Here is a 21,545-nt window from a genome sequence, read left to right as displayed (position 1 = left end):
ATAGATATTTGTGATGGTTTATCTTTTTGTGTCTAATTTATCAATGTGTGATCAATTAGTGTTCGAAAGTGTGAAGTCGCACTATTGTAGTCTTTTTGTAACACGGTAAAGTAACCGCCATCAGCTAGGAGCTGACTTAGATACGGATGATCATCTAGTCTAACGGTATAGACAGAAACGGATCAGGCTAGGACAGCCCAGCAACAAGGTGTTAGAAAAGGATAGCCAAAACTCATCAGGACGATGAACAACAAACAAATTTGGCATGGAAAGCACCAATAACAAATGGAGATTTGTGTACCAAGTTGAGTATGCAAATTTTGGCCGATATAGGCAGATTTAGAGAGCGATAGGTTTTCCTATCGCTTTTTTTATTGATTTGATGAAAAAACACCCAATACCTCTCCACTATAAACGCAGTTTCTGGTATGTTTCGCATCCCTGTTTAAGGATGTGCTATGTATACTTGTCCCTTATGCCATCACCAAGGCGTGAATCACTATTTTGAAGACAAACGCAGAGCCTATCTGCAGTGTCAGCAATGTGAGCTGGTATTTGTAAAACCAGATCAAAGGTTAGAAGCAAACGAAGAGAAAGCGCACTATGATCTCCATGAGAACGATCCTAGTGATGCCGGCTATCGCCGCTTTTTATCTCGCATCGCGGATCCATTAACAGACAAAATTTCATCTAACTCACACGGGTTGGATTTTGGTTGTGGCCCGGGCCCTACGCTATCTATTATGTTAGAAGAAGCCGGACACACCATGGAGTTGTACGATATTTACTACCACCCAGAAACTTCTGTGCTGGAGAAAACGTATGACTTTATGACTGCCACCGAGGTGATAGAGCATCTCTACCATCCAGATAAGGTGTGGCAGCAATGGTTGAATTTAGTTAAGCCCAAGGGCTGGATTGGTCTGATGACCAAGCTAGTAATAGACGTGGACGCGTTTGCTGGTTGGCACTATAAGAATGACCCGACACATGTCGTCTTCTTTAGTCGTCAAACATTCCAGTTTTTGGCAGAGCGGGATAAGCTCGAACTCGAATTTATTGGAAATGATGTAATTTTACTGAGGAAGACCCAGTAATGAGCCGTAGTAAAAAATCTAGAAAGCCGGGAGCATATGGTGCTCCTGAAGTTATCGTTACTCGTAACCGTAGCGAATCTGACGTTGAAGGTCGTGAACGTAAGCGTCTGAAAAAGCGTAAAGGCCTAAAATCAGGCAGCCGCCACTCAGATGGTAGCGACGCGAAACAGCGTAAAGCAGCGCAAGCTCGCGACCCACGTTTAGGCAGCAAGAAAAAAATCCCACTGATCGTTGAACCAGTGAAGAAGCTAACTAAGCAGGAGCGCAAGCTATCTAACGAGCAAGAGTTAGAGATGCTTGAGAATGATCCACAACTGAACACGCTACTAGACCGTCTCGAAAATGGTGAAAACTTAGGTGCAGGTCTACAGAAGTTCGTTGATGAGAAGCTTGATCGTATTGAGCACCTAATGGGCCGCTTGGGTCTATTAGAGCCAGAAGACGATGAAGAAGAGTTCTTCGAAGAAACGCCGGTAGTATCGAACAAGAAAGCAAATTCTGATGAAGACTTGCTATCTCAATTCGAAGATATCGACTTAGACAGCTTTAAGGGTTAATAGCCAATGAACGTAACCTTATTAGCAATTGCTGGTGGAATTATCATTCTCGGCTTGGGCTCTTACGCAGGTTACCTTCTACTTCAAGTGAAGAAGCAGACGGAGTTGCAAAAGCAGCATCAAGCACTAGCGATTGAAAAACGTAACGCGACGATTTACGAAAACGTAAATACTTTGTGCCTTGCGGGTATTCAAGGCCAGTGTGATTTGCCTGAGATCAGTATCCGAGTGTGTATCATCATGGATAATGTTCAGGGAGATGAGCGTGTCGATCTTGACGCAGAATATCCGGCCCTTTCCGAGCTGTACCATATTGTTAAAGATATGGCGCGCGGAGAAGAAAGGCAGGAACTGACAAAGAAAGAGCGCATGCAGCAGAATCTCACACGCCACAAGGCAGAGACTCGCTTGAACGATGCAGTCATCGAGGATTTGAAAAGGTTGCAGGAGAAGGTTAAGCCTCTTAACAACCAAATCAACATCCAGATGATCTAGTCGCTAAGACTATTAAATATAGAGGCTTGTTTACTACCGGTGTTTTTAAGATGAATTATCTTTAACCCGAGTGCTAAATGAGCCTTCTTACCTTTTGCACCTCCGTATTCCGGTGCATTGTTAGTGATCAAGCTAGCAGTTCTGAGTTTTTATCTAGAAAATGGATTTTGTCTTGAAACGACCTTACAGGTCGTGTGGCAAAATAACCCGTCTATATTTTAATGTATGTAAATTGATTTGAGAGAGCCTAGGTTCTCGCGGATCTAAATTGGAAGTACCGCTATGTCGAGCAAGCCAGTAACAACGAATCAGCAAATCGTTTGGGACCAAGAAATCTTAAACAAGTACAACTATTCGGGACCTCGTTACACTTCATACCCAACTGCGTTGGAGTTCCATGAAGCGTTTACCGTCTCTGATTACGACATGGCGTGTACGCAATACCCAGAGCGTCCACTGTCGCTTTACGTACATATCCCGTTCTGCCATAAGCTTTGTTACTACTGTGGTTGTAACAAGGTGATTACTCGTCACTCGCACAAAGCGGACGAGTACCTAGATGTGATTGAACATGAAATCCGCCAACGTGCCTCTTTATTGAATGGCCGTGAAGTGACTCAATTGCACTTCGGTGGTGGTACGCCAACTTTCCTAAGCAAGGCTCAAATCACGCGTCTAATGATGATCCTACGTGATGAGTTTAACTTTACTGCTGACGCTGAGATCAGCATCGAGGTAGACCCACGTGAGATTGAACTCGATGTACTGGATCACCTGCGTAATGAAGGCTTCAACCGCCTGAGTATCGGTGTTCAAGATTTCAATAAAGAAGTGCAAAAGCTGGTGAACCGCGAGCAAGATGAAGAGTTCATCGTAGCTATGGTCCAGCGTGCTAAAGAGCTTGGCTTCCGTTCAACTAACCTAGATTTGATTTACGGCTTGCCTAAGCAGACTCAAGCATTGTTCGCTGAAACGCTGAAGCAAGTACTTGAGATGAAACCTGGTCGTCTATCGGTCTTTAACTACGCTCACATGCCACAACTGTTTGCGGCGCAGCGTAAGATTAAAGATGAAGACCTGCCAAAAGCTGAAGAGAAGATGGCTATCTTACAAGATACTATCGAGACTCTAACGGGGGCGGGTTACCAGTTTATCGGGATGGACCACTTCGCCCTTCCTGAAGATGAGCTAGCAGTGGCACAGCGTGAAGGTGTGTTGCACCGTAATTTCCAAGGCTACACGACTCAGGGCGAGTGTGACCTAGTAGGCTTTGGTGTGTCGGCTATCTCTATGGTGGGTGACTCTTACGCGCAAAACCAAAAAGAACTTAAGAAATACTACGCTCAAGTGAATGACCTTCGTCATGCGCTTTGGAAAGGTGTAGCACTGGATAACGATGATTTGCTGCGTCGTGAAGTGATTAAGCAGCTTATTTGTAACTTCAAACTCGATAAGACGATGATCGAATCTGAGTTCGCTGTTGATTTTAATCGTTACTTCAAAGAAGACTTAGAGCTTCTGCAAACCTTCATTAACGATGACTTGGTTGAAGTAGACGACAAAGAAATCCGCGTAACGCTTCGTGGTCGTCTGCTGATTCGTAACATCTGTATGTGTTTCGATAAATACTTGCGTGCTAAGGCTCGCCAACAGCAATTCTCTCGCGTTATCTAATCACTCACTCGAGAATCAAAACATAAAAAATGCCAGCATCATGCTGGCATTTTTGTATTCGGCTTACGCTAATCTTAGCTTGTTTAGGCAGGAGTCTCTTTGCGGTCTTGTTTAGCGTTAGCAAGATCAGTTGGCCACTGCTCAAACGGTACCGGGCGGCTGTATAGGAAGCCTTGCGCTTGTGGACATTGCAGCTGTTTAAGCAAGTCAGCTTGCTGCTGAGTCTCAACACCTTCTGCGACTAAGCTAACCTTGAAGCCTTTGGTGATATTGACGATAGCGGCAACAATTGAGCTATCTAGGTTCTCTTTATCGAGCTTGCTGACAAAGCTGCGGTCGATCTTAAGGCAGTCGAATGGCAGTTTTTGTAGGTAGGCCAGTGACGAATACCCGGTACCAAAATCATCAATTGCAATCGAGATACCTAAGGCTTTGAGTGTCAGCATATTGTCGATGACAGTCGGGTCGTTATCTACGATTCGTGACTCGGTGATTTCTAAAGTGAGGTTTTTCGCTGGTAGCTTGGTCTCACTCAGAGTCTTCTTAACTAAATCAATGAACCCACTCTCACTAAGCTGGTCAACTGAGAGATTAACGTGAATAGAGAAGTCTTCACTCCACTTGCCTGACTCAATCGCGATAGCCGTATCTCGGCAAGATTTATGTAGGATCTGCTTACCTATGTCGTAGATGAGCCCGCTCTCCTCGGCAAGAGGAATAAACTCTAGTGGCGAGATAATACCTTCATCCGTTACCCAACGAGCGAGAGCTTCAGCCCCTATGGTTGAGCCAGATTCAAGATCAATGATTGGCTGATAAAACGGTTCGAACTGTTGAAGGTCGATCGCTTTATTGAGGCGCGCCAACATCTTGGTTCTGTGCCTGGATGCATTGCCCATCTCAGAGCTGTAAATACTGACTCGAGCTTTGTCTTGCTTGGCATTACTCAATGCAATGCTGCTATTACGAAGCCACACTGTAATATCTTGCTCGTTGGGCACATGGACAATACCAATCGAGACTTTAATCACCACGCTCTCTGATTCCATTGCAAACGGAGAGGCGAAGGTTTGCAATAAGCGGTTTGCTAGCAGTTGAACTTCACTCTCTTGGGTGACATTTGGTGCGTAGATAGCAAATTCATCACCACCGGCGCGGGCGAGTAGATATTCTGAAGGTAGCATGCCACGTAAGCGCGCCGCGGAGATGATCAACAGTTGGTCACCATTGTAATGACCAAGGCTGTCATTGATGTCGCGAAAGCGGTCAATGCCGACTAAGAAAAGCGTGCCTTTCTCATTAACCGCGCTCTTCTTAGCTGCATCGATAAAACCTTCTCTACTATAAAGCTTAGTGAGCGAATCGTAAGTCAGTTGAGACTGCAATTGCTTAAATGAAGCCTTTAGATTGTTGGCCATCTCATTGAATGCTTCGACCAACATACTGGTTTCATAAATATGGCCAGACTTCGGCATATTGGTATCCCAATCACCGTTGGCAAGGCGCTTTGCCGCATCAGCGGTTGAGGTGATTGGCTGGGTCACGCGGTTGAAGGCGATTAAGCCGAGTAAGATGCCAATGCAACTCACAGTGAGCCCAATCAGCCAGCTATCCCTTTGGTTTTCAGGCAGCTCGCCAAGCAAGTTGGTTTTGGGAATTGACATACCGATAAACCAAGTGATGCCATGTTCATCCTGGTAGGGAGTAATTTGATTGAAGTACTGTTCGCCATCTAAGGTGAATCTGAAGCGTTGGAGCCCCTCTTTTTCAATCAAGTGCTGTTGGTCAACGTAGCTAGCACTCTCGCGTATGACTGGGTTAGCGCTCTCGGTAGCTAATAAGCGTTGGCCTCTATTGGTTTTGCCTGTACCCCAAGAAACCACACTGCCACTGCCAGAGTGAGCGACTAAGCGTTGCTGTTGATCGATGATGTAAACCGACGCATCGGTTTTTTCCTTCACTTCTCTCAAGAACGCGTTAAAGGTGTTGATCTTGATATCACTGACGATCACCGCTTTGAACTCATTGTCGTCATAGATCGGGGCGAGAGCTGACAAGGTGATTTCTTGGCGTTCATCGGCGTTGGCATAGATCGGAGACCATGACGCCTCTTTGGTGTTCACTACTGGGCGATACCAAGGGCGAACTCTTGGATCGTATCCAGAAATGACCGAGCGAATATCGTCACTGATCTTGCTGCCGCGATAGATAACTAGCTGATCTTGAGTGCGGTCATCCTGCACCATTAAGGTATAGCCGTTATTAGCCTCTTTACGAAAACCAACGTAGTTGCCGTCTTCTGAACCAAAGCCGATCACATCCAATTGCGGCACAGCCGTGAAATGGTCAGAGAACTTGTAAAGGATGTAGTCTTGAACCTTGCCAAGGTTTCCTGGCTGATAAAGCTTGTGATAGCCGATGTTTTGGCTTAACGAGAGGTTGGCGTGAAATGGCTTCTCTAAGAATTCATCTAGGCTTTGATGAACATTGTCTGTGAGTGATGTTAGCTGGCGTGCACTAATATCACTCACCATCTCTTTGTAGCTTTGCTTTTGAGTGAAAACCATTACGCCCATAGTGAATAGAAAAATCAGCACGAAGGGCAGAACCACAGCGGTTCTCAATGTAATTTGTGTTTTCAAAGACATCGTTGCTACAACTTTGGTGAATAGTGTACTGTAATTGTACCGACACTATTCAAACCAAGCGACACTTTTTTGGTTAAAAAGTAGCTGCATCGAGAGTCATATAAGGCCTAGTACAGTTCTTTAAGTTTACGAGTTAGGGTGTTTCTTCCCCAGCCCAAAACCTTGGCTGCGTCTTGTTTGTGACCATTTGTATGGTTGAGTGCAGCCTCTAGCAGTATACGTTCAAACTCTGGCAGAGCATAAGTGAGCAGCTCTTTTTCTCCTGAATCAAGTGCACATTTTGCCCAATTAGCAAGCAGCTGCTGCCAGTTATCGCCGGTACCTGATGGTGCGACGGTTTTCTCTTCCAATAGCTCCGGTGGTAGGTCTGAAGGAAGGATTTCACTGCCACTCGCCATCACGGTCAGCCAACGACAAATGTTCTCTAGCTGACGCACGTTACCTGGCCAATTTAGCTGGTTCAGCTTGATTATGGTTTCTGGGTGCAGTGTTTTCACTTCCACACCCAACTCTTCAGCCGCTGAGGCTAGGAAATGATGAGTCAGCTTTTCGATATCTTGTTTACGTTCACGTAGGGCAGGAATGTGAATCCGAATAACATTGAGTCGGTGGAACAAATCTTCACGGAAATCACCTTCATGCACTAGTCGTTCTAGATCTTGGTGGGTAGCGGCAACGATACGAACGTCTACCTTAACTGCTGAGTGACCGCCGACACGATAGAACTGACCATCAGAAAGTACACGCAACAAACGAGTTTGAATGTCGAGTGGCATGTCACCGATCTCATCCAGAAATAGGGTGCCACCGTTGGCTTGTTCAAAGCGCCCTTGGCGAACGCTGTTAGCGCCGGTAAAGGCACCTTTCTCGTGACCAAACAGTTCGGACTCGATGAGGTCTTTCGGTATTGCCGCCATATTTAGGGCAATGAAAGGCTTCTTTGCTCTTGGGCTGTGGCGATGTAAAGCATGGGCAACTAGCTCTTTACCAGTACCCGATTCACCGTTAATCAATACCGATATCGATGAGCGAGATAAACGACCGATAGCACGAAATACTTCCTGCATTGCTGGTGCTTCACCAATAATTTCAGGGGCGTTGGTCTCTTCAGAAGCTTCGTTAGCTTGTTCGCGCTTTTGTTCTTGGCTGTGAGCGATCGCTCGCTCTACGAGGGTAAGTGTCTCATCGATATCAAACGGTTTAGGCAGATATTCAAAGGCGCCTTTTTGATAAGCATTCACCGCAGCATCTAAGTCGGAGTGCGCCGTCATGATAATCACAGGTAGATCGGGAGAGCGTTGGTGCACTTGATGCAATAGCTCAATCCCGTCAATGCCGGGCATGCGGATATCTGACACCAGTACATCGGGTGTCTCGCGTTCAAGCGCAAGTAGTACGCTCTCTGCATCAGCAAATGTTTCACACTTTATATCCGCAGATGAAAGTGTCTTTTCTACTACCCAGCGGATAGAGCTGTCGTCATCGACGACCCAAACGTATCCCTTACTCATAATTCAATTCCTTTGCAGCCAAATCTATTGTGATAATCATTGTTTTTATTGTTCTGTATTCGTTCCTTGCCTGAAGCTTGGTTTCTCCATCGAGAGGCGTTGCTTCGTTTAAATGGGCAAGTAAATCGTAAATGTTGTGTTCCCCGGCCAGCTCTCGACATCGATTTTTCCGTTGTGCTGGTCGATCAGGTTTTGAGATATCGATAGCCCTAATCCAGTGCCCCCTTCACGCCCACTGACCATGGGGTAGAACAGGGTGTCTTTTAACTCATCGGGGATGCCCGGGCCGTTATCGCTGATCTCAATGCGTGCTGCGAGTTTGTGTCGCTGACCATGAATGTTGGCTTGATGCACCGTTCTGGTGCGAATGGTGATCTTGCCAGAGTCCTGTTCTTTTAAAATCTGCGCCGCATTGCTCACGATATTGAGCATCGCTTGTTCAACCTGCGCTGAGTCCATCACAATTGGTGGCAGACTTGGATCGTAGTCTCGTTCGATAGCTAATGTTGAGCCAGATTCGAGCTCGACCAACTGCCTGACTTTTTCGAGTATCTGGTGGAGGTTCTCTTCTGACTTGGTTCCTGGTTTTTGCGGGCCAAGCAGACGGTCGACCAAGGCGCGTAAGCGATCGGCTTGCTCAATAATGATCTGGGTGTATTCATTCAGTGATTGATCGGGAAGCATCTTTCCAAGCAGTTGTGCCGCCCCTCTTAAGCCACCCAACGGGTTCTTTATTTCATGCGCCAAACCACGCACTAACAGCTTCGCTGCTTGTTGTTGTGCATGTTGGTTTAACTCTTGGCTGAGACGTCTTTGTTGGTCGATCTTGCGCATCTCAACAAGTAATAGGGTCTCGCGCTGCCAGGTGATCGGGCTTACCGTCACTTCAAGCATCAGCGGGCGGTTATCGACAACAAAGGTCACGTCACTGTCGGTAATGCTCTGGCCGCTTTGTAGAGGCTGAGTAAGCAGTGCTAGGTCGAGCGAGGCATGTTGGATAAGTTGACTCAGTGGGTGATCAACAATGCGTCTCGCACTTTGTGAAAAGAGCTGTTCAGCTGCCGGGTTGGCGTATCGCACGTATAACTGTTCATCGAGCATCAATGTCGATGTCACCATATTGTCGAGAATGGCGTTGGAAAGATGGTGTGTATCTATGCTGTCGCTTTTGGCTGATCGATTCACTATTTCGTCCTTGAACTGGTGTTTTTCTCACTGCACCAAATTGGTGCGTAGCGAAGTTCAAGTATGGCGCATATCAATCAGAAGCTAAAGATAATTCATAAAAGTCGCGAAAAGCTGCTGAGAACAGGTAAAAATTTGATGTTATCTAGTCTCTTTTAACCCATTGGCCTACTTGATCGTCGCTCGATGTAAATACACGGTGACTGGACTAGTAGATGCAATAAGCTTGCCGCTTCTATGTGCTTGAATTGCAATGGTGTGAGTGCCGCGATCGATATCTTTCAACTGCCAGTTAGGTTGGGTTTGTGGTGCGCCATAGCGTCGCCCATCGAGCATCAATTGCAGCTGCTCACCTATGCCCAGTTTACGGTTGAGTTCGATTTGAATTGAGATGAAGCCACGATTACTGCGAATAGTTTGGTCGTGAATGGGAGTAAGCATAGTAAGAGCTAATGGTGCTGGGACTTCTCGCTCGGTCTGTTGTGTTTTTGGTTGCTCTTGGCTTGGAATAGCCGAGGCGCTTTGTCCGTCAACGGGTTTCGATGGCTCGAATTTAGGTGCGGGTGCTGAGGCTTGAACATCCGGAAGCTCAAGAGATTTAGCCCCCTTGCCTGTAGGTGTATCACTAAAATGAAGTACGCCATCTTCATCTACCCAGGTATAAACCGTTTGAGCAGAGCATGAGAATGCGACTGTTAACCCGAACAGGAACAGTATTTTTTTCATATGGTTGGCCCCTTTCACCGTTAGGTGATTTCACGTTTATCGTTATTTTGTTATTGATTTTATTGTATTTAGTTCGACAGCCTCTGAGGACTTTTGTCTATTATCTAAGGCATGTTACGAAGAAGGAGAGGGTGGGAGAATATAAAAAAGGCCCGCCTGCGAGGCGAGCCTAATATTTAGTCAGCGATTCTTACATGATTGCAGTAAGAAAGCTTATCTACCAGAGATTAAACAGAGTAGTACAGTTCGAACTCAAGTGGGTGAGTTGTCATGTTTACTTTCTCTACATCTTGAGACTTAAGGTCGATGTAAGAGTCGATGAAATCGTCAGAGAATACACCGCCAGCTGTTAGGAACTCACGGTCAGCGTCTAGACACTCTAGAGCTTCTTTTAGTGAGTAAGCCACTGTTGGGATTTCTGCCGCTTCTTCAGCTGGTAGGTCGTATAGATCTTTATCCATAGCTTCGCCTGGGTGGATCTTGTTCTTAATACCGTCAAGACCAGCCATTAGCATTGCTGAGTAGCATAGGTATGGGTTAGCTGCTGGGTCACCAAAACGCAGCTCGATACGACGTGCTTTAGGGCTTGGTACCACTGGGATACGGATAGAAGCAGAACGGTTACGTGCAGAGTAAGCAAGCATAACTGGAGCTTCGAAGCCTGGTACAAGACGCTTGTACGAGTTAGTTGATGGGTTAGCAAATGCGTTGATAGCGCGAGCGTGCTTGATTACACCACCGATGTAGTAAAGTGCCATTTCAGATAGGCCGCCGTACTTATCACCAGCAAATAGGTTAACGCCGTCTTTTGCTAGAGATTGGTGAACGTGCATACCTGAACCGTTATCACCAACTAGTGGCTTAGGCATGAATGTCGCTGTTTTACCAAATGCGTGAGCAACGTTGTGTACAACGTACTTGTAGATTTGAGTTTCGTCAGCTTTCGTTGTTAGCGTGTTGAAGCGAGTTGCGATTTCGTTTTGACCCGCAGTTGCTACTTCGTGGTGGTGCGCTTCTACAACTAGGCCCATCTCTTCCATTACTAGACACATTGCTGAACGGATGTCTTGAGATGAATCAACTGGAGCTACTGGGAAGTAACCGCCTTTAACGCCTGGACGGTGACCTTTGTTACCGCCTTCTACGTCAGAACCTGTGTTCCATGCTGCTTCGATGTCGTCGATCTTGAAGAAAGAACCTGACATGTCAGTTGCAAATTTAACGTCGTCAAATAGGAAGAACTCTGGCTCAGGACCAATTAGAACTGTGTCTGCGATACCTGTAGAGCGCATGTACTCTTCAGAGCGTTTTGCGATTGAGCGTGGGTCACGGTCGTAGCCTTGCATAGTTGCAGGCTCTAGAATGTCACAACGGATGTTTAGCGTTGCGTCTTCTGTGAATGGGTCTAGAACAGCAGATGATGCGTCTGGCATCATTACCATGTCAGATTCGTTGATGCCTTTCCAACCAGCTACTGAAGAGCCGTCGAACATTTTACCTTCTTCGAAGAAGTCTGCGTCAACTTGGTGAGAAGGAATAGAGATATGCTGCTCTTTACCTTTAGTATCTGTAAAGCGTAGGTCTACAAATTTAACTTCGTTCTCTTGGATCAGCGATAGTACGTTTTCTACTGACATCTTGGATAACCTCCAGTGTTATTAATTTGGTATTAGCTCGATTCGGTTGAAACTAGCATTGATTAATGTCTAACAAGTGCATTAATCGATGCTGATTTATCTATAGCCAAAAGCGTGCCAAAAAAATTATTCCATTAATTTCAATATGTTACTTGTTTTACTGTTTCGCCTGCCTCTAGTTTTGCACCAAAATGATCTTTGGTTGCACTGTATTGGTGCGTTTGTTTGTCGATGCACCAATATGAGACAAAAGCGAACACCATTCAGCAATGAATTGCAGACATTGTCAATCCACTTTTGTTATTTAGCCGGAGTTTTGGCGAGTTACTCGCGTACGAGACTTTTTAGAATCCTACAGATTTTGCTAGCCAACACTGTACTGAATCAAAGTTAAGCCAATGTGAATCGCTAACTAAGAAAAAAGCCTTGGTTCAGATCACATATTTCTGGGTTTTTGTCTAGAATCTGGTATATTATTGACCGTTTTTTTAATCAAGCTAGTGGCATTTCCTCTATTTTCAGAGGTCATTTGCGGCTACTTTTATGAGTGAATCGAGAATCCATGTCTACTCCACAGATTGATAAGTTAAGAAATATCGCGATCATCGCGCACGTTGACCACGGTAAAACGACTTTGGTTGATAAACTGCTACAACAGTCAGGCACTCTAGAGTCTCGTGGTGAAGCTGAAGAGCGTGTCATGGATTCGAATGACATCGAAAAAGAGCGTGGCATTACCATTCTTGCTAAGAACACAGCAATCAACTGGAATGATTACCGCATCAACATCGTAGATACCCCGGGACACGCGGACTTCGGTGGTGAAGTTGAGCGTATCATGTCTATGGTTGACTCTGTTCTACTGATCGTTGACGCAGTTGACGGCCCAATGCCTCAAACTCGTTTCGTAACGCAAAAAGCATTCGCACACGGTCTTAAGCCAATCGTTGTAATCAACAAGATTGACCGCCCAGGCGCTCGTCCTGATTGGGTTATGGATCAAGTATTCGACCTTTTCGACAACCTAGGTGCGACTGATGAGCAACTAGACTTCACAGTTGTTTACGCTTCAGCTCTAAACGGTTGGGCAACAATGACTGAAGGCGAAACTGGTACAGACATGGAACCACTGTTCCAAGCTGTTGTTGATACAGTAGACGCGCCAGCTGTTGACCTTGACGGTCCACTACAAATGCAAGTTTCTCAACTAGATTACAGCTCTTACGTAGGTGTTATCGGTGTTGCACGTGTTACTCGTGGTTCTGTTAAGCCAAACCAACAAGTATCTATCATCGGCGCTGATGGTAAGAAGCGTAACGGTAAAGTAGGTACTGTACTAGGTTACCTAGGCCTTGACCGTCACGAAGTTGAACAAGCTAACGCGGGTGACATCATTGCAATCACTGGTCTTGGTGAGCTTAAAATCTCTGACACTATCTGTGACGTGAACAACGTTGAAGCGATGACTCCGCTTTCTGTTGATGAACCAACAGTAACAATGACGTTCCAAGTAAACACTTCTCCGTTCGCGGGTAAAGAAGGTAAGTTCGTTACTTCACGTAACATCCTTGAGCGTCTAGAGAAAGAACTAGTACACAACGTAGCACTACGTGTTGAACAAACAGACGATCCAGACCGTTTCCGTGTATCTGGTCGTGGTGAACTTCACCTTTCTATCTTGATCGAGAACATGCGTCGTGAAGGCTTCGAGCTAGCAGTATCTCGTCCAGAAGTAATCATCAAGAAAGATGAAGATGGCAACCTAACAGAACCGTTTGAAACTGTGACTATCGACGTGCTTGAAGAGCACCAAGGTGGCATCATGGAAAACATCGGTCTACGTAAAGGTGAGCTAACTGATATGTCTCCAGATGGCAAAGGTCGTGTTCGTATGGACTTCATGATGCCTTCTCGTGGTCTTATCGGTTTCCAAACTGAGTTCCTAACGCTAACGTCTGGTTCTGGTCTTCTTTACCATACGTTCGATCACTACGGTCCACACAAAGGTGGCGTAATCGGTCAACGTAACAACGGTGTTCTAATCTCGAACGCAACGGGTAAAGCTCTGACTTACGCACTATTCAACCTACAAGAACGTGGTCGTCTATTCGCTGAGCACGCGGACGAAGTATACGAAGGTCAAATCATCGGTATTCACAACCGTTCAAACGACCTGACAGTAAACTGTCTGAAAGGTAAGCAGCTAACGAACGTTCGTGCATCTGGTACTGATGAAGCACAGGTTCTTTCGCCACCTATCCGTCACACTCTAGAGCAAGCTCTTGAGTTCATCGACGAAGACGAACTAGTAGAAGTAACGCCAGAAAACATTCGTATCCGTAAGAAGCTTCTTACTGAAAACGAACGTAAGCGTGCAGCACGTCCAGCTAAAGCTTAATTGCTCGCTGACTAGCTTCTAGCTAAGTAAATAAGAAAGCCCTGAGTAGCCAAGCTGCTCAGGGCTTTTGTTTTTTAGTGAGCTAAGATACGAGTGCACGAGATGCGGGATACGAAGAGCGTGTTTAGACTAGAGATAGCTAGATACTAAGAGGGAGAGTGTCTTATGTGCCTGTTCTCCCTCATCCATTTCCTATCATCGAATCGTCATTCCAGAGTTGAGGAACGAGATATCTGGAATCTAGCTTTTAATTTCCAGGTGGCTTTCAACGTATTGCACTCGCTCAGCGACCGACATAAACGGCACTTCAACTACCTCATAACCAAGCTCTTGATAGACTTTGACCAGCGCGTGGTGAATCTCTAATGCTTCTTCAAAGGGATAAGGGCGCACTTCATCTTGAACATAGATCGAAGTCTCTGGGCGGCAGAATAAGACTTGTGAGTGATAGCCTTGGCTTGCTTCTCGGTAGGTCGCATCTATCTCTAGGTTAGCCTGAGCCAAATAGCCACAAATGTCGGGAATGGCGCGATCGAGAAAGGCAATCGGATGTTGATTGGCTTGGCCCTTTTGCTTGTCCATCACACCCAAACAAAGCTCAGCAAAGCCGGGAAGGTCTACCCAAGGTAAGATACCGTCTTCAAGCTGACTTTGCTGTTCTATTAACTGACGAGAGGACTCTGCGAAGGTGAGGTAACCCGCATCAGCCAATGCATTAATCAGAGTGGTTTTTCCGGCGCCAGGGCCGCCAGTTATAATGATTGGATTCATACGGGCTTATCTTGTTTTGTCTTTTTAGGCGTTACTTCTGATTGAGTTGAGCAAGGAACTTATCCGACTCAGCAATCGCTGCATTCATCTGTTTGATCGCGTACGTGATGTCTTTTTCTAGACTCATAAACTCACCTTGTAGTGAGCCAACCGCACTCGCATTGAGGTTGTGTTTCAGATAAAGGGTGTTGTCGCGAAGGGTATTGAGTACTGGGCCCATCTTCTTCTCAGCACGCTTCATAGCTGACAGCATGGTTTGGTAAGACGATTTAGTTTCACGCAGCTTTTGCTCACTCGAACGACGTAGGGAATCACTGGTGTAGAGATCGAGCTCGGCTTGCCACTCTTCAAACAGCGCATCAGACACATCTTCAATCGCAGCTATTCGGTCAGTTACATTTTGCGCTGCTTTTTCACTGTCTTGGTATTTATCGTTTATCTTGTTGTAGATGTCTTCTAGGTCGCCGCCACTGAAATTAGTCAGGCTGCTGAGTGCTTCAAGTGCGCTGGTAAACTCTTCCTGAGCATCCTGCTGCGACTCTTTTGCATCTTCTACTCTGTCGACCATGATGTCACGTTTGTGATAACCCACTTGTTCCATTGCAGAGTAATAAGCGGATTGGCATCCAGTAAGAGTAAAAATAGAGAGGACTATAACTATTAAATAAGGCATCCTTGTTTCCTATAGTTAAGTAACGGAATATTAATTAGAACTATGAACGAGTTACCAGGGAGATACAAGTTGAAGATAACAAAGGTCGGCATACTTAGTATCCAGTATTTTCGCTACCTTTTAGCGCGTATGACGCATGATCGAGTCAATGTGAATGCGGGCTATTTGGCGTACATTACCTTGCTTTCAATCGTACCCATGTTGACGGTTTTGCTCTCTATCTTGTCATCATTTTCTGTGTTTGCGGATGTGGGTATCGTGATTCAAAACTTCATCATTACTAACTTTGTTCCAGCATCAGGGGATGCGGTGCATGGTGCCTTGTTAGAGTTTGTGGCTAACACGGGAAAAATGACGGCGGTTGGTAGTGTGTTCTTATTTATCGCCGCGTTGATGCTGATCTCTAACATCGATAAGAACCTCAATTACATCTGGCGTGTTACCGAGAAGCGACGTGCAGTGCTGTCTTTCTCGATGTACTGGATGGTGCTCACTCTCGGGCCAATCTTGGTTGGGGCGAGCATTGCAGCCACCTCATATGTGACATCACTAAGTTTGCTACAAAACGAAGTGGTGTCTGGTGCCTTTAATACTTTGATTCGCAAACTCCCTCTGATTCTCTCTTTCTTTGCGTTCTTTGGTTTATACCTATTGGTACCTAATAAGAAAATCCACTTTTCTCATGCAGCTGCTGGCTCTTTGGTGGCGGCATTACTGTTCGAACTCAGTAAGAAAGGCTTCGCTGCTTACATCACTCAGTTCCCTTCATATCAGGTGATCTATGGTGCGTTGGCGGCGATCCCGATTCTGTTTGTTTGGGTTTATTTATGTTGGTTGATCGTGCTGGTGGGTGCTGAGGTGACGGCTGCGCTCGGTGAGAAGGAAGAGTGGAGTGAGACGCAAAAAATAATGGTACACTCCACGGATAACGACAAAATCACAGAGCAAGGAAACAACAGTGATAGCACTGATTCAGAGAGTAAGTGAAGCTGCCGTCCGTGTTGATGGCGAAGTAGTTGGTGAGATTGAACAAGGCTTATTAGTATTATTAGGCGTAGAAAAAGGTGACGACGAAGCCAAAGCGAAGCGTTTGATGGAACGAGTGACGACTTATCGTGTCTTTGGAGATGAAGACGATAAAATGAACCTCAACGTGAAGCAGGTGAATGGCAAGGTGCTAGTAGTTTCTCAATTCACACTGCCAGCCGATACCAAAAAAGGTACACGAGCCGGTTTTTCTCGTGGTGCTCACCCAGAAGATGCCGAGCGTCTTTACAATTATTTCTCTGACCAATGTGAATCAGTATTGCCAACGGAACGTGGCCGATTTGCAGCCGACATGAAAGTGTCTCTGGTTAATGATGGTCCAGTAACATTCTGGCTGCAGGTTTAAGCTTAAAGGAATAAGCATGTTTAAACTCATAACCCCAACCACCGAAAATCAACTGAACAAGTATTACCATTTTCGCTGGCAGATGTTGCGCGAACCTTGGCGAATGCCAGTGGGTTCCGAGCGTGATGAATACGATGGCATGAGTCACCATCGCATGATTGTAGATGGTCGAGGTCGTCCGATGGCGATTGGTCGTCTGTATATCACTCCAGATCTCGAAGGTCAGATCCGCTACATGGCGGTAAAAAACTCTCGCCGTAGTAAAGGCATGGGCTCACTGATTTTAGTCGCACTAGAGTCGCTGGCTCGCCAAGAGGGCGCTAAGCGCCTGGTGTGTAACGCGCGAGAAGATGCGATCTCATTTTATGAGAAGAACAGCTTTGAGCGTCGTGGTGAGATTAACGACCAACGTGGTCCTGTTCGTCACCAACAGATGGTGAAGCCGCTGGATCCAATGGCAGATGTTCTGCGTAAGCCTGAATGGTGTAATGAGCTTCAGCAGCGTTGGGAGCATCAGATCCCTATCAGCGATAAGATGGGCATCAAGATAAACCAGTACACAGGTTATCAGTTCGAGTGTAGTGCTCAGCTAAACCCGAATCTGAACCCACACAACACCATGTTTGCAGGCTCTGCTTTTACGCTAGCAACACTGACTGGTTGGGGAATGACATGGCTATTGATGAAAGAGCGCGGTCTGACGGGCGATATTGTTCTAGCAGACAGTAATATTCGTTATCGCCACCCTGTGGAGCAAAACCCTGTAGCCTCTACTTCTTTAGATGGTATCAGTGGTGACTTGGATCGCCTCGCATCAGGGAGAAAGGCTCGTATCATTATTCACGTGACCATCCACAGCGGTGACGTGGAAGCGGTAGAGTTTACTGGCACCTACATGCTGATCCCTGACTATAAGAAGATCCTGTCAAGTGACAGCAAGGTGAGCGAATAACTTCACGCTTGCTTGATGATAGGTTGAGTTATGAATTGAAAGCGCTACTCCTCTGGAGTGGCGCTTTTTTGTTGGCAGTCATTAATCGCTGCGTACTCCGGTTGATCAAGCTTGCCAGATATTTGGTTACATGGGTCGGACAGCATAACTGAGAGAGTGTGTTGTTCTGGTTTAAGCAGGTCTAGCTCTCCAGAAACTTCGCCATTCAAAGTTTGAACTCTCTGTGAACCTTCCTCTGCAGCGGATGCACCAATAATGTGCATCGGTTGAAGCGTGAAGCGACCACGGTCAAAACTCGCGTTTAATTCAGGGATTTCAAACACGTTATCGGTCGAGGTTTCAGAAAGCGTATCGTTAAAGGTCATCACACCCTGGCGAACGCTGCCTTTCAGCTGACCAGTGGCTGAATAGCCCAGCATGAGTGAATCGCCGTAGAGACCAGAAGCTTGCAGTTCAAATTCACCATAGCCTGTGGCATCGAGTGGTAAGTCGAGTTGCTGCAGCATTGGTGAGATAGGCAAGCCATCCGCTGAGATGTCGACACTCCACGGTTTGCTGATTTGGTTAAAATCGAGTGTCGCATTAGCTTCGATATAACCCTGCTTCAGTGGAGCAAACAGGCGTGTTAGTGTCCATTTTCCTTGGTCACTGTTCATTTCAATCACAGGTTGAGCGCTGAGAATGCTTTGATAGCTGGCGTCGTTTGCGCTGGCCATCAGTTCTCCTTGCCACAATCCTAGCTTTCTATCTTGCAGCAGTTGAACTTGGTGTCCTTCAATATACAGCCCAGAGACTTGCCAGTAAGGTTTTTGTGCAAGTTGGATGAGTTGGGTGCGTTCTACATTCAATCGTTCTATAGAGGCTTGTTGAAGCTCTTTAAGCCAGGGTGAGAGGCGCGCTACTCGCTGTGTTTTATTTTGGCTTTCAGTGACCCATTTAATGCCCTGTAGGTCGAGCTGAGCCAATCTAATGCTGCTAGGGGTGACCTCACCATTGAGCTGAACGGTGCCTTGCAGAAATTGAGTATAGAAATCTTCAATCAGTATCTGGTTTGGCTCTAGGCTTAGCTTGATATTTGGCTCGATGAAGATGTCATCATCAACAGTGACCCCTTCGGCTTGCAGCGAGAAAACTGCTTTCTGTTGTCGCCAAATCTCGAAAGGCAATTTGATGTTTTCTAGTGAAGCGTCAAAGGCCGCAAGGTGTCTGCCTGGCCATTCGATGTCGCTGCGTAAAATATCTAAGCTGTTGATATGGTTAATATGAATGCCCGCTACGTCCCACTCTTTGCTTAATAGGCTCTGACTTTGCTGCTGGTTGAGGCGTAAGCCATCTACAGTAACATTCACTAGTGACCAATCATGCTTATATTGTTCTGCTTGCCCTGAAATTTTGGCACCGCGCCATTCAAACGAAGCACCATAAAGTGTGCTGTCGCTCGGTTTAAGGTCAAGGTCGATCAGAAGATTATCGAAGGCTTCACCTTGCCAATAGAGTTGTGAAGCGGAAAGTTGGATTTTACCGTAAGGCAGCAGCGTTTGGTTATTGTTAAAGGCTGGCTCGGCAATCTGCAGATCGATGCCTCGCACGTTAAAGCTGTTGGTCGAAAAATCCAGATTATTGATCGCCAACTGGCGGAGCTTGAGGTTTTGCTCGGTTAACAGTGGTGAGAGCGTTTCTAGATCGCTCGCTTCCAACTGGATACCACTGATTAATACAGAGTCTAAGACGAGTTTGGCTTCAATGAGAGAGTCTGGGCTGAACCAGAGATCGACCTTATCGATATACAGAGGTGGTTGCTTTTCTGGTTGGGTATAGGTGATTCCCATTAGGGTGATGTGATAAGGCGTTTGATAGTCGACATCTTCAATGACCACCGGTTGGTCAACCGTGTGCTTGATAAAAAAGTTAGCAACATCCGCACGGTATTGAGTCTGTAGGCTTAATAGCAACGCTGCGATAACCGCAACGGCGATAGCCAACACAATGCCCAACACCATGAATACCTTTTTCATTCCCTAAAAGCCTTACATTTCAATAGTCTTAAAACAGAGTGGAACAAAAAGGGGCAAGCATCAACAAAAAAGCCCCTCAAAAGAGGGGCTTGCTACAAAAATATCGTTTTAAATGGGCGTTCGCTTTTGGCTTAGCCCGAGCAGATGCTTGGATTAGTCTAGTTGTGGACCAGCTGCAACCAGTGACTTACCTTCAGCGTTGTCAGTGTACTTATCAAAGTTGTTGATGAAGCGTTCTGCTAGATCTTTCGCTTTGCTTTCCCATTGTAGTGGGTCTGTGTACGTGTCGCGTGGATCTAGGATCGCAGGGTCAACATCGTGCAGCGCTAGAGGCACTTCTAGGTTGAACATAGGGATAACCTTAGTCTCAGCCTTGTCGATAGAACCATCTAGGATAGCGTCGATGATGCCACGCGTATCTTGGATAGAGATACGTTTGCCAGTACCGTTCCAACCAGTGTTTACTAGGTAAGCTTCAGCGCCAGCTGCTTCCATGCGTTTCACAAGTACTTCAGCGTACTGAGTTGGGTGAAGCGTTAGGAACGCCGCGCCAAATGCTGCAGAGAAGGTTGGAGTCGGCTCTGTGATACCACGCTCTGTACCTGCTAGTTTCGCTGTGAAACCAGATAGGAAGTGGTACTTTGTTTGCTCCGGAGTCAGTTTAGAAACTGGTGGTAATACACCAAATGCATCAGCAGTCAGGAAGATAACCTTTTGAGCGTGACCTGCTTTTGATACTGGCTTAACGATGTTGTCGATGTGGTGAATCGGGTAAGAAACACGAGTGTTTTCTGTTTTAGAACCGTCATCAAAATCGATAGAACCATCGCCACGAACCGTTACGTTTTCTAGCAGTGCATCACGACGGATTGCATTGTAGATTTCTGGTTCTGCTTCTTTAGATAGACGGATCGTCTTCGCGTAACAACCGCCTTCAAAGTTGAAGATACCGTCGTCATCCCAGCCGTGCTCATCATCACCAATTAGCTCACGTTTAGGGTCTGTTGATAGCGTTGTTTTACCTGTGCCCGATAGGCCGAAGAATACCGCCACATCGCCTTTCTCGCCAACGTTTGCACTACAGTGCATTGAAGCGATACCTTGCAGAGGAAGTAGGTAGTTCATCATTGCGAACATGCCTTTCTTCATCTCACCGCCGTACCAAGTACCACCGATGATTTGAACACGCTCTGTTAGGTTGAACGCTACGAAGTTCTCAGAGTTTAGGCCCTGTTTTTCCCAGTTCGGGTTAGTTGTTTTAGCACCGTTCATTACCACGAAATCAGGTTCGAACGTTGCTAGCTCTTCGTCAGTTGGACGAATGAACATGTTCTTAACGAAGTGCGCTTGCCACGCTACTTCTGTGATAATACGTACACTTAAGCGTGTATCAGGGTTAGCACCACAGTAACCGTCAATGACAAACAGGCGCTTGCCAGATAGCTGAGTTGTTACAAGCTCTTTTAGCTCATTCCATACTTCAGTTGTGATCGGTTTGTTATCGTTTTTGCCTTGATCTGACCACCACATGGTATCGCGGGTCGTGTCATCTTTAACAATGTACTTATCTTTCGGTGAGCGGCCAGTAAAGATACCAGTGTCAACAGCAACAGCACCTAGTTCCGTTACTACGCCTTTTTCGTAGCCTTCCAAACCTGGCAGTGTTTCTTCAACGAATAACTGCTCATAGCTAGGATTGCGAAGAACTTCGGTAACGCCAGTAAGTCCGTGCTTAGTTAGATCAATTTGTGCAGCCTTAGTATGTTCCATAACGGTCATAGGTGCTCCTTGTAGGATATTTTGTAGGGATTTT

The 21,545-nt window shown here is 46.1% G+C and carries 17 protein-coding genes; 8 read left to right on the top strand and 9 right to left on the bottom strand.

All coding sequences use genetic code 11. From position 1 onward, the window contains the following. Positions 1 to 458: 458 nt before the first annotated feature. The 4 genes from L0991_12900 to hemN all read left to right on the top strand — a co-directional run bounded on the left by L0991_12900 (position 459) and on the right by hemN (position 3,823). A complete protein-coding gene (locus L0991_12900) occupies positions 459 to 1,097 on the top strand; it encodes a class I SAM-dependent methyltransferase (GenBank protein XGB62273.1) in 639 nt (212 codons plus the stop codon). Continuing rightward, on the top strand, positions 1,097 to 1,654 hold the full coding sequence (gene yihI / locus L0991_12895; GenBank protein ID XGB62272.1) for a Der GTPase-activating protein YihI: 558 nt from the start codon (positions 1,097 to 1,099) through the stop codon (positions 1,652 to 1,654). The genes L0991_12900 and yihI overlap by 1 nt, the downstream gene beginning before the upstream one ends. Before the next feature lie 6 nt (positions 1,655 to 1,660). Then, positions 1,661 to 2,149 (top strand): DUF2489 domain-containing protein, encoded by a 489-nt coding sequence (locus L0991_12890; GenBank protein ID XGB62271.1) that lies wholly within the window; start codon positions 1,661 to 1,663, stop codon positions 2,147 to 2,149. 282 nt (positions 2,150 to 2,431) lie between these two features. Beyond that, entirely contained in the window at positions 2,432 to 3,823 is a 1,392-nt protein-coding gene (hemN, locus tag L0991_12885; GenBank protein ID XGB62270.1) for an oxygen-independent coproporphyrinogen III oxidase, read from the top strand. Positions 3,824 to 3,906: 83 nt separating this feature from the next. Here the strand turns inward: hemN and L0991_12880 are convergent, their stop codons facing one another. The 5 genes from L0991_12880 to glnA all read right to left on the bottom strand — a co-directional run bounded on the left by L0991_12880 (position 3,907) and on the right by glnA (position 11,530). Further along, on the bottom strand, positions 3,907 to 6,471 hold the full coding sequence (locus L0991_12880; GenBank protein XGB62269.1) for an EAL domain-containing protein: 2,565 nt from the start codon (positions 6,469 to 6,471) through the stop codon (positions 3,907 to 3,909). A 107-nt stretch (positions 6,472 to 6,578) separates the two neighbouring features. Further along, positions 6,579 to 7,982, bottom strand: a complete 1,404-nt coding sequence (glnG, locus tag L0991_12875) for a nitrogen regulation protein NR(I) (GenBank protein XGB62268.1) — start codon at positions 7,980 to 7,982, stop codon at positions 6,579 to 6,581. 108 nt (positions 7,983 to 8,090) lie between these two features. Further along, positions 8,091 to 9,167, bottom strand: a complete 1,077-nt coding sequence (glnL, locus tag L0991_12870) for a nitrogen regulation protein NR(II) (GenBank protein XGB62267.1) — start codon at positions 9,165 to 9,167, stop codon at positions 8,091 to 8,093. A gap of 168 nt (positions 9,168 to 9,335) precedes the next feature. After that, positions 9,336 to 9,893, bottom strand: a complete 558-nt coding sequence (locus L0991_12865) for a DUF4124 domain-containing protein (GenBank protein XGB62266.1) — start codon at positions 9,891 to 9,893, stop codon at positions 9,336 to 9,338. A gap of 227 nt (positions 9,894 to 10,120) precedes the next feature. Beyond that, complete coding sequence (gene glnA / locus L0991_12860; GenBank protein XGB62265.1) at positions 10,121 to 11,530, bottom strand: glutamate--ammonia ligase; 1,410 nt, start codon at positions 11,528 to 11,530, stop codon at positions 10,121 to 10,123. Between the two features lie 562 nt (positions 11,531 to 12,092). On the opposite strand from glnA, the gene typA reads away from it, so the two are divergent. Next, positions 12,093 to 13,928, top strand: coding sequence for a translational GTPase TypA (gene typA / locus L0991_12855; GenBank protein ID XGB62264.1), 1,836 nt, complete (start codon positions 12,093 to 12,095; stop codon positions 13,926 to 13,928). Positions 13,929 to 14,168: 240 nt separating this feature from the next. On the opposite strand, the gene L0991_12850 is transcribed toward typA, so the two are convergent. Together L0991_12850 and L0991_12845 are read right to left on the bottom strand one after the other, a co-directional pair. Continuing rightward, on the bottom strand, positions 14,169 to 14,699 hold the full coding sequence (locus L0991_12850) for an AAA family ATPase (GenBank protein ID XGB62263.1): 531 nt from the start codon (positions 14,697 to 14,699) through the stop codon (positions 14,169 to 14,171). A 31-nt stretch (positions 14,700 to 14,730) separates the two neighbouring features. Next, complete coding sequence (locus tag L0991_12845; GenBank protein XGB62262.1) at positions 14,731 to 15,372, bottom strand: DUF2959 domain-containing protein; 642 nt, start codon at positions 15,370 to 15,372, stop codon at positions 14,731 to 14,733. Between the two features lie 42 nt (positions 15,373 to 15,414). Between L0991_12845 and L0991_12840 the strand changes: the two genes are divergently transcribed. Genes L0991_12840 through L0991_12830 form a run of 3 tightly spaced genes read left to right on the top strand, consistent with a single transcriptional unit; the run spans position 15,415 to position 17,717 of the window. Then, entirely contained in the window at positions 15,415 to 16,359 is a 945-nt protein-coding gene (locus L0991_12840) for a virulence factor BrkB family protein (GenBank protein ID XGB62261.1), read from the top strand. Next, positions 16,331 to 16,765, top strand: a complete 435-nt coding sequence (gene dtd / locus L0991_12835) for a D-aminoacyl-tRNA deacylase (protein XGB62260.1) — start codon at positions 16,331 to 16,333, stop codon at positions 16,763 to 16,765. Before L0991_12840 ends, dtd begins: the two co-directional genes overlap by 29 nt. A gap of 16 nt (positions 16,766 to 16,781) precedes the next feature. Then, complete coding sequence (locus tag L0991_12830) at positions 16,782 to 17,717, top strand: bifunctional GNAT family N-acetyltransferase/hotdog fold thioesterase (GenBank protein ID XGB62259.1); 936 nt, start codon at positions 16,782 to 16,784, stop codon at positions 17,715 to 17,717. 44 nt (positions 17,718 to 17,761) lie between these two features. On the opposite strand, the gene L0991_12825 is transcribed toward L0991_12830, so the two are convergent. Beyond that, positions 17,762 to 19,732: an AsmA family protein gene (locus L0991_12825; protein XGB62258.1), complete on the bottom strand. Its 1,971-nt coding sequence runs from the start codon at positions 19,730 to 19,732 to the stop codon at positions 17,762 to 17,764. A gap of 153 nt (positions 19,733 to 19,885) precedes the next feature. Continuing rightward, positions 19,886 to 21,511, bottom strand: coding sequence for a phosphoenolpyruvate carboxykinase (ATP) (gene pckA, locus L0991_12820; GenBank protein ID XGB62257.1), 1,626 nt, complete (start codon positions 21,509 to 21,511; stop codon positions 19,886 to 19,888). Positions 21,512 to 21,545: the final 34 nt, after the last annotated feature.

The sequence above is a fragment of the Vibrio chagasii genome (assembly GCA_041879415.1).
Taxonomy (GTDB): Bacteria; Pseudomonadota; Gammaproteobacteria; order Enterobacterales; family Vibrionaceae; genus Vibrio.
Note: the sequence above shows the minus strand (reverse complement) of the source record. Positions and strands in the feature narration are given on the sequence as shown.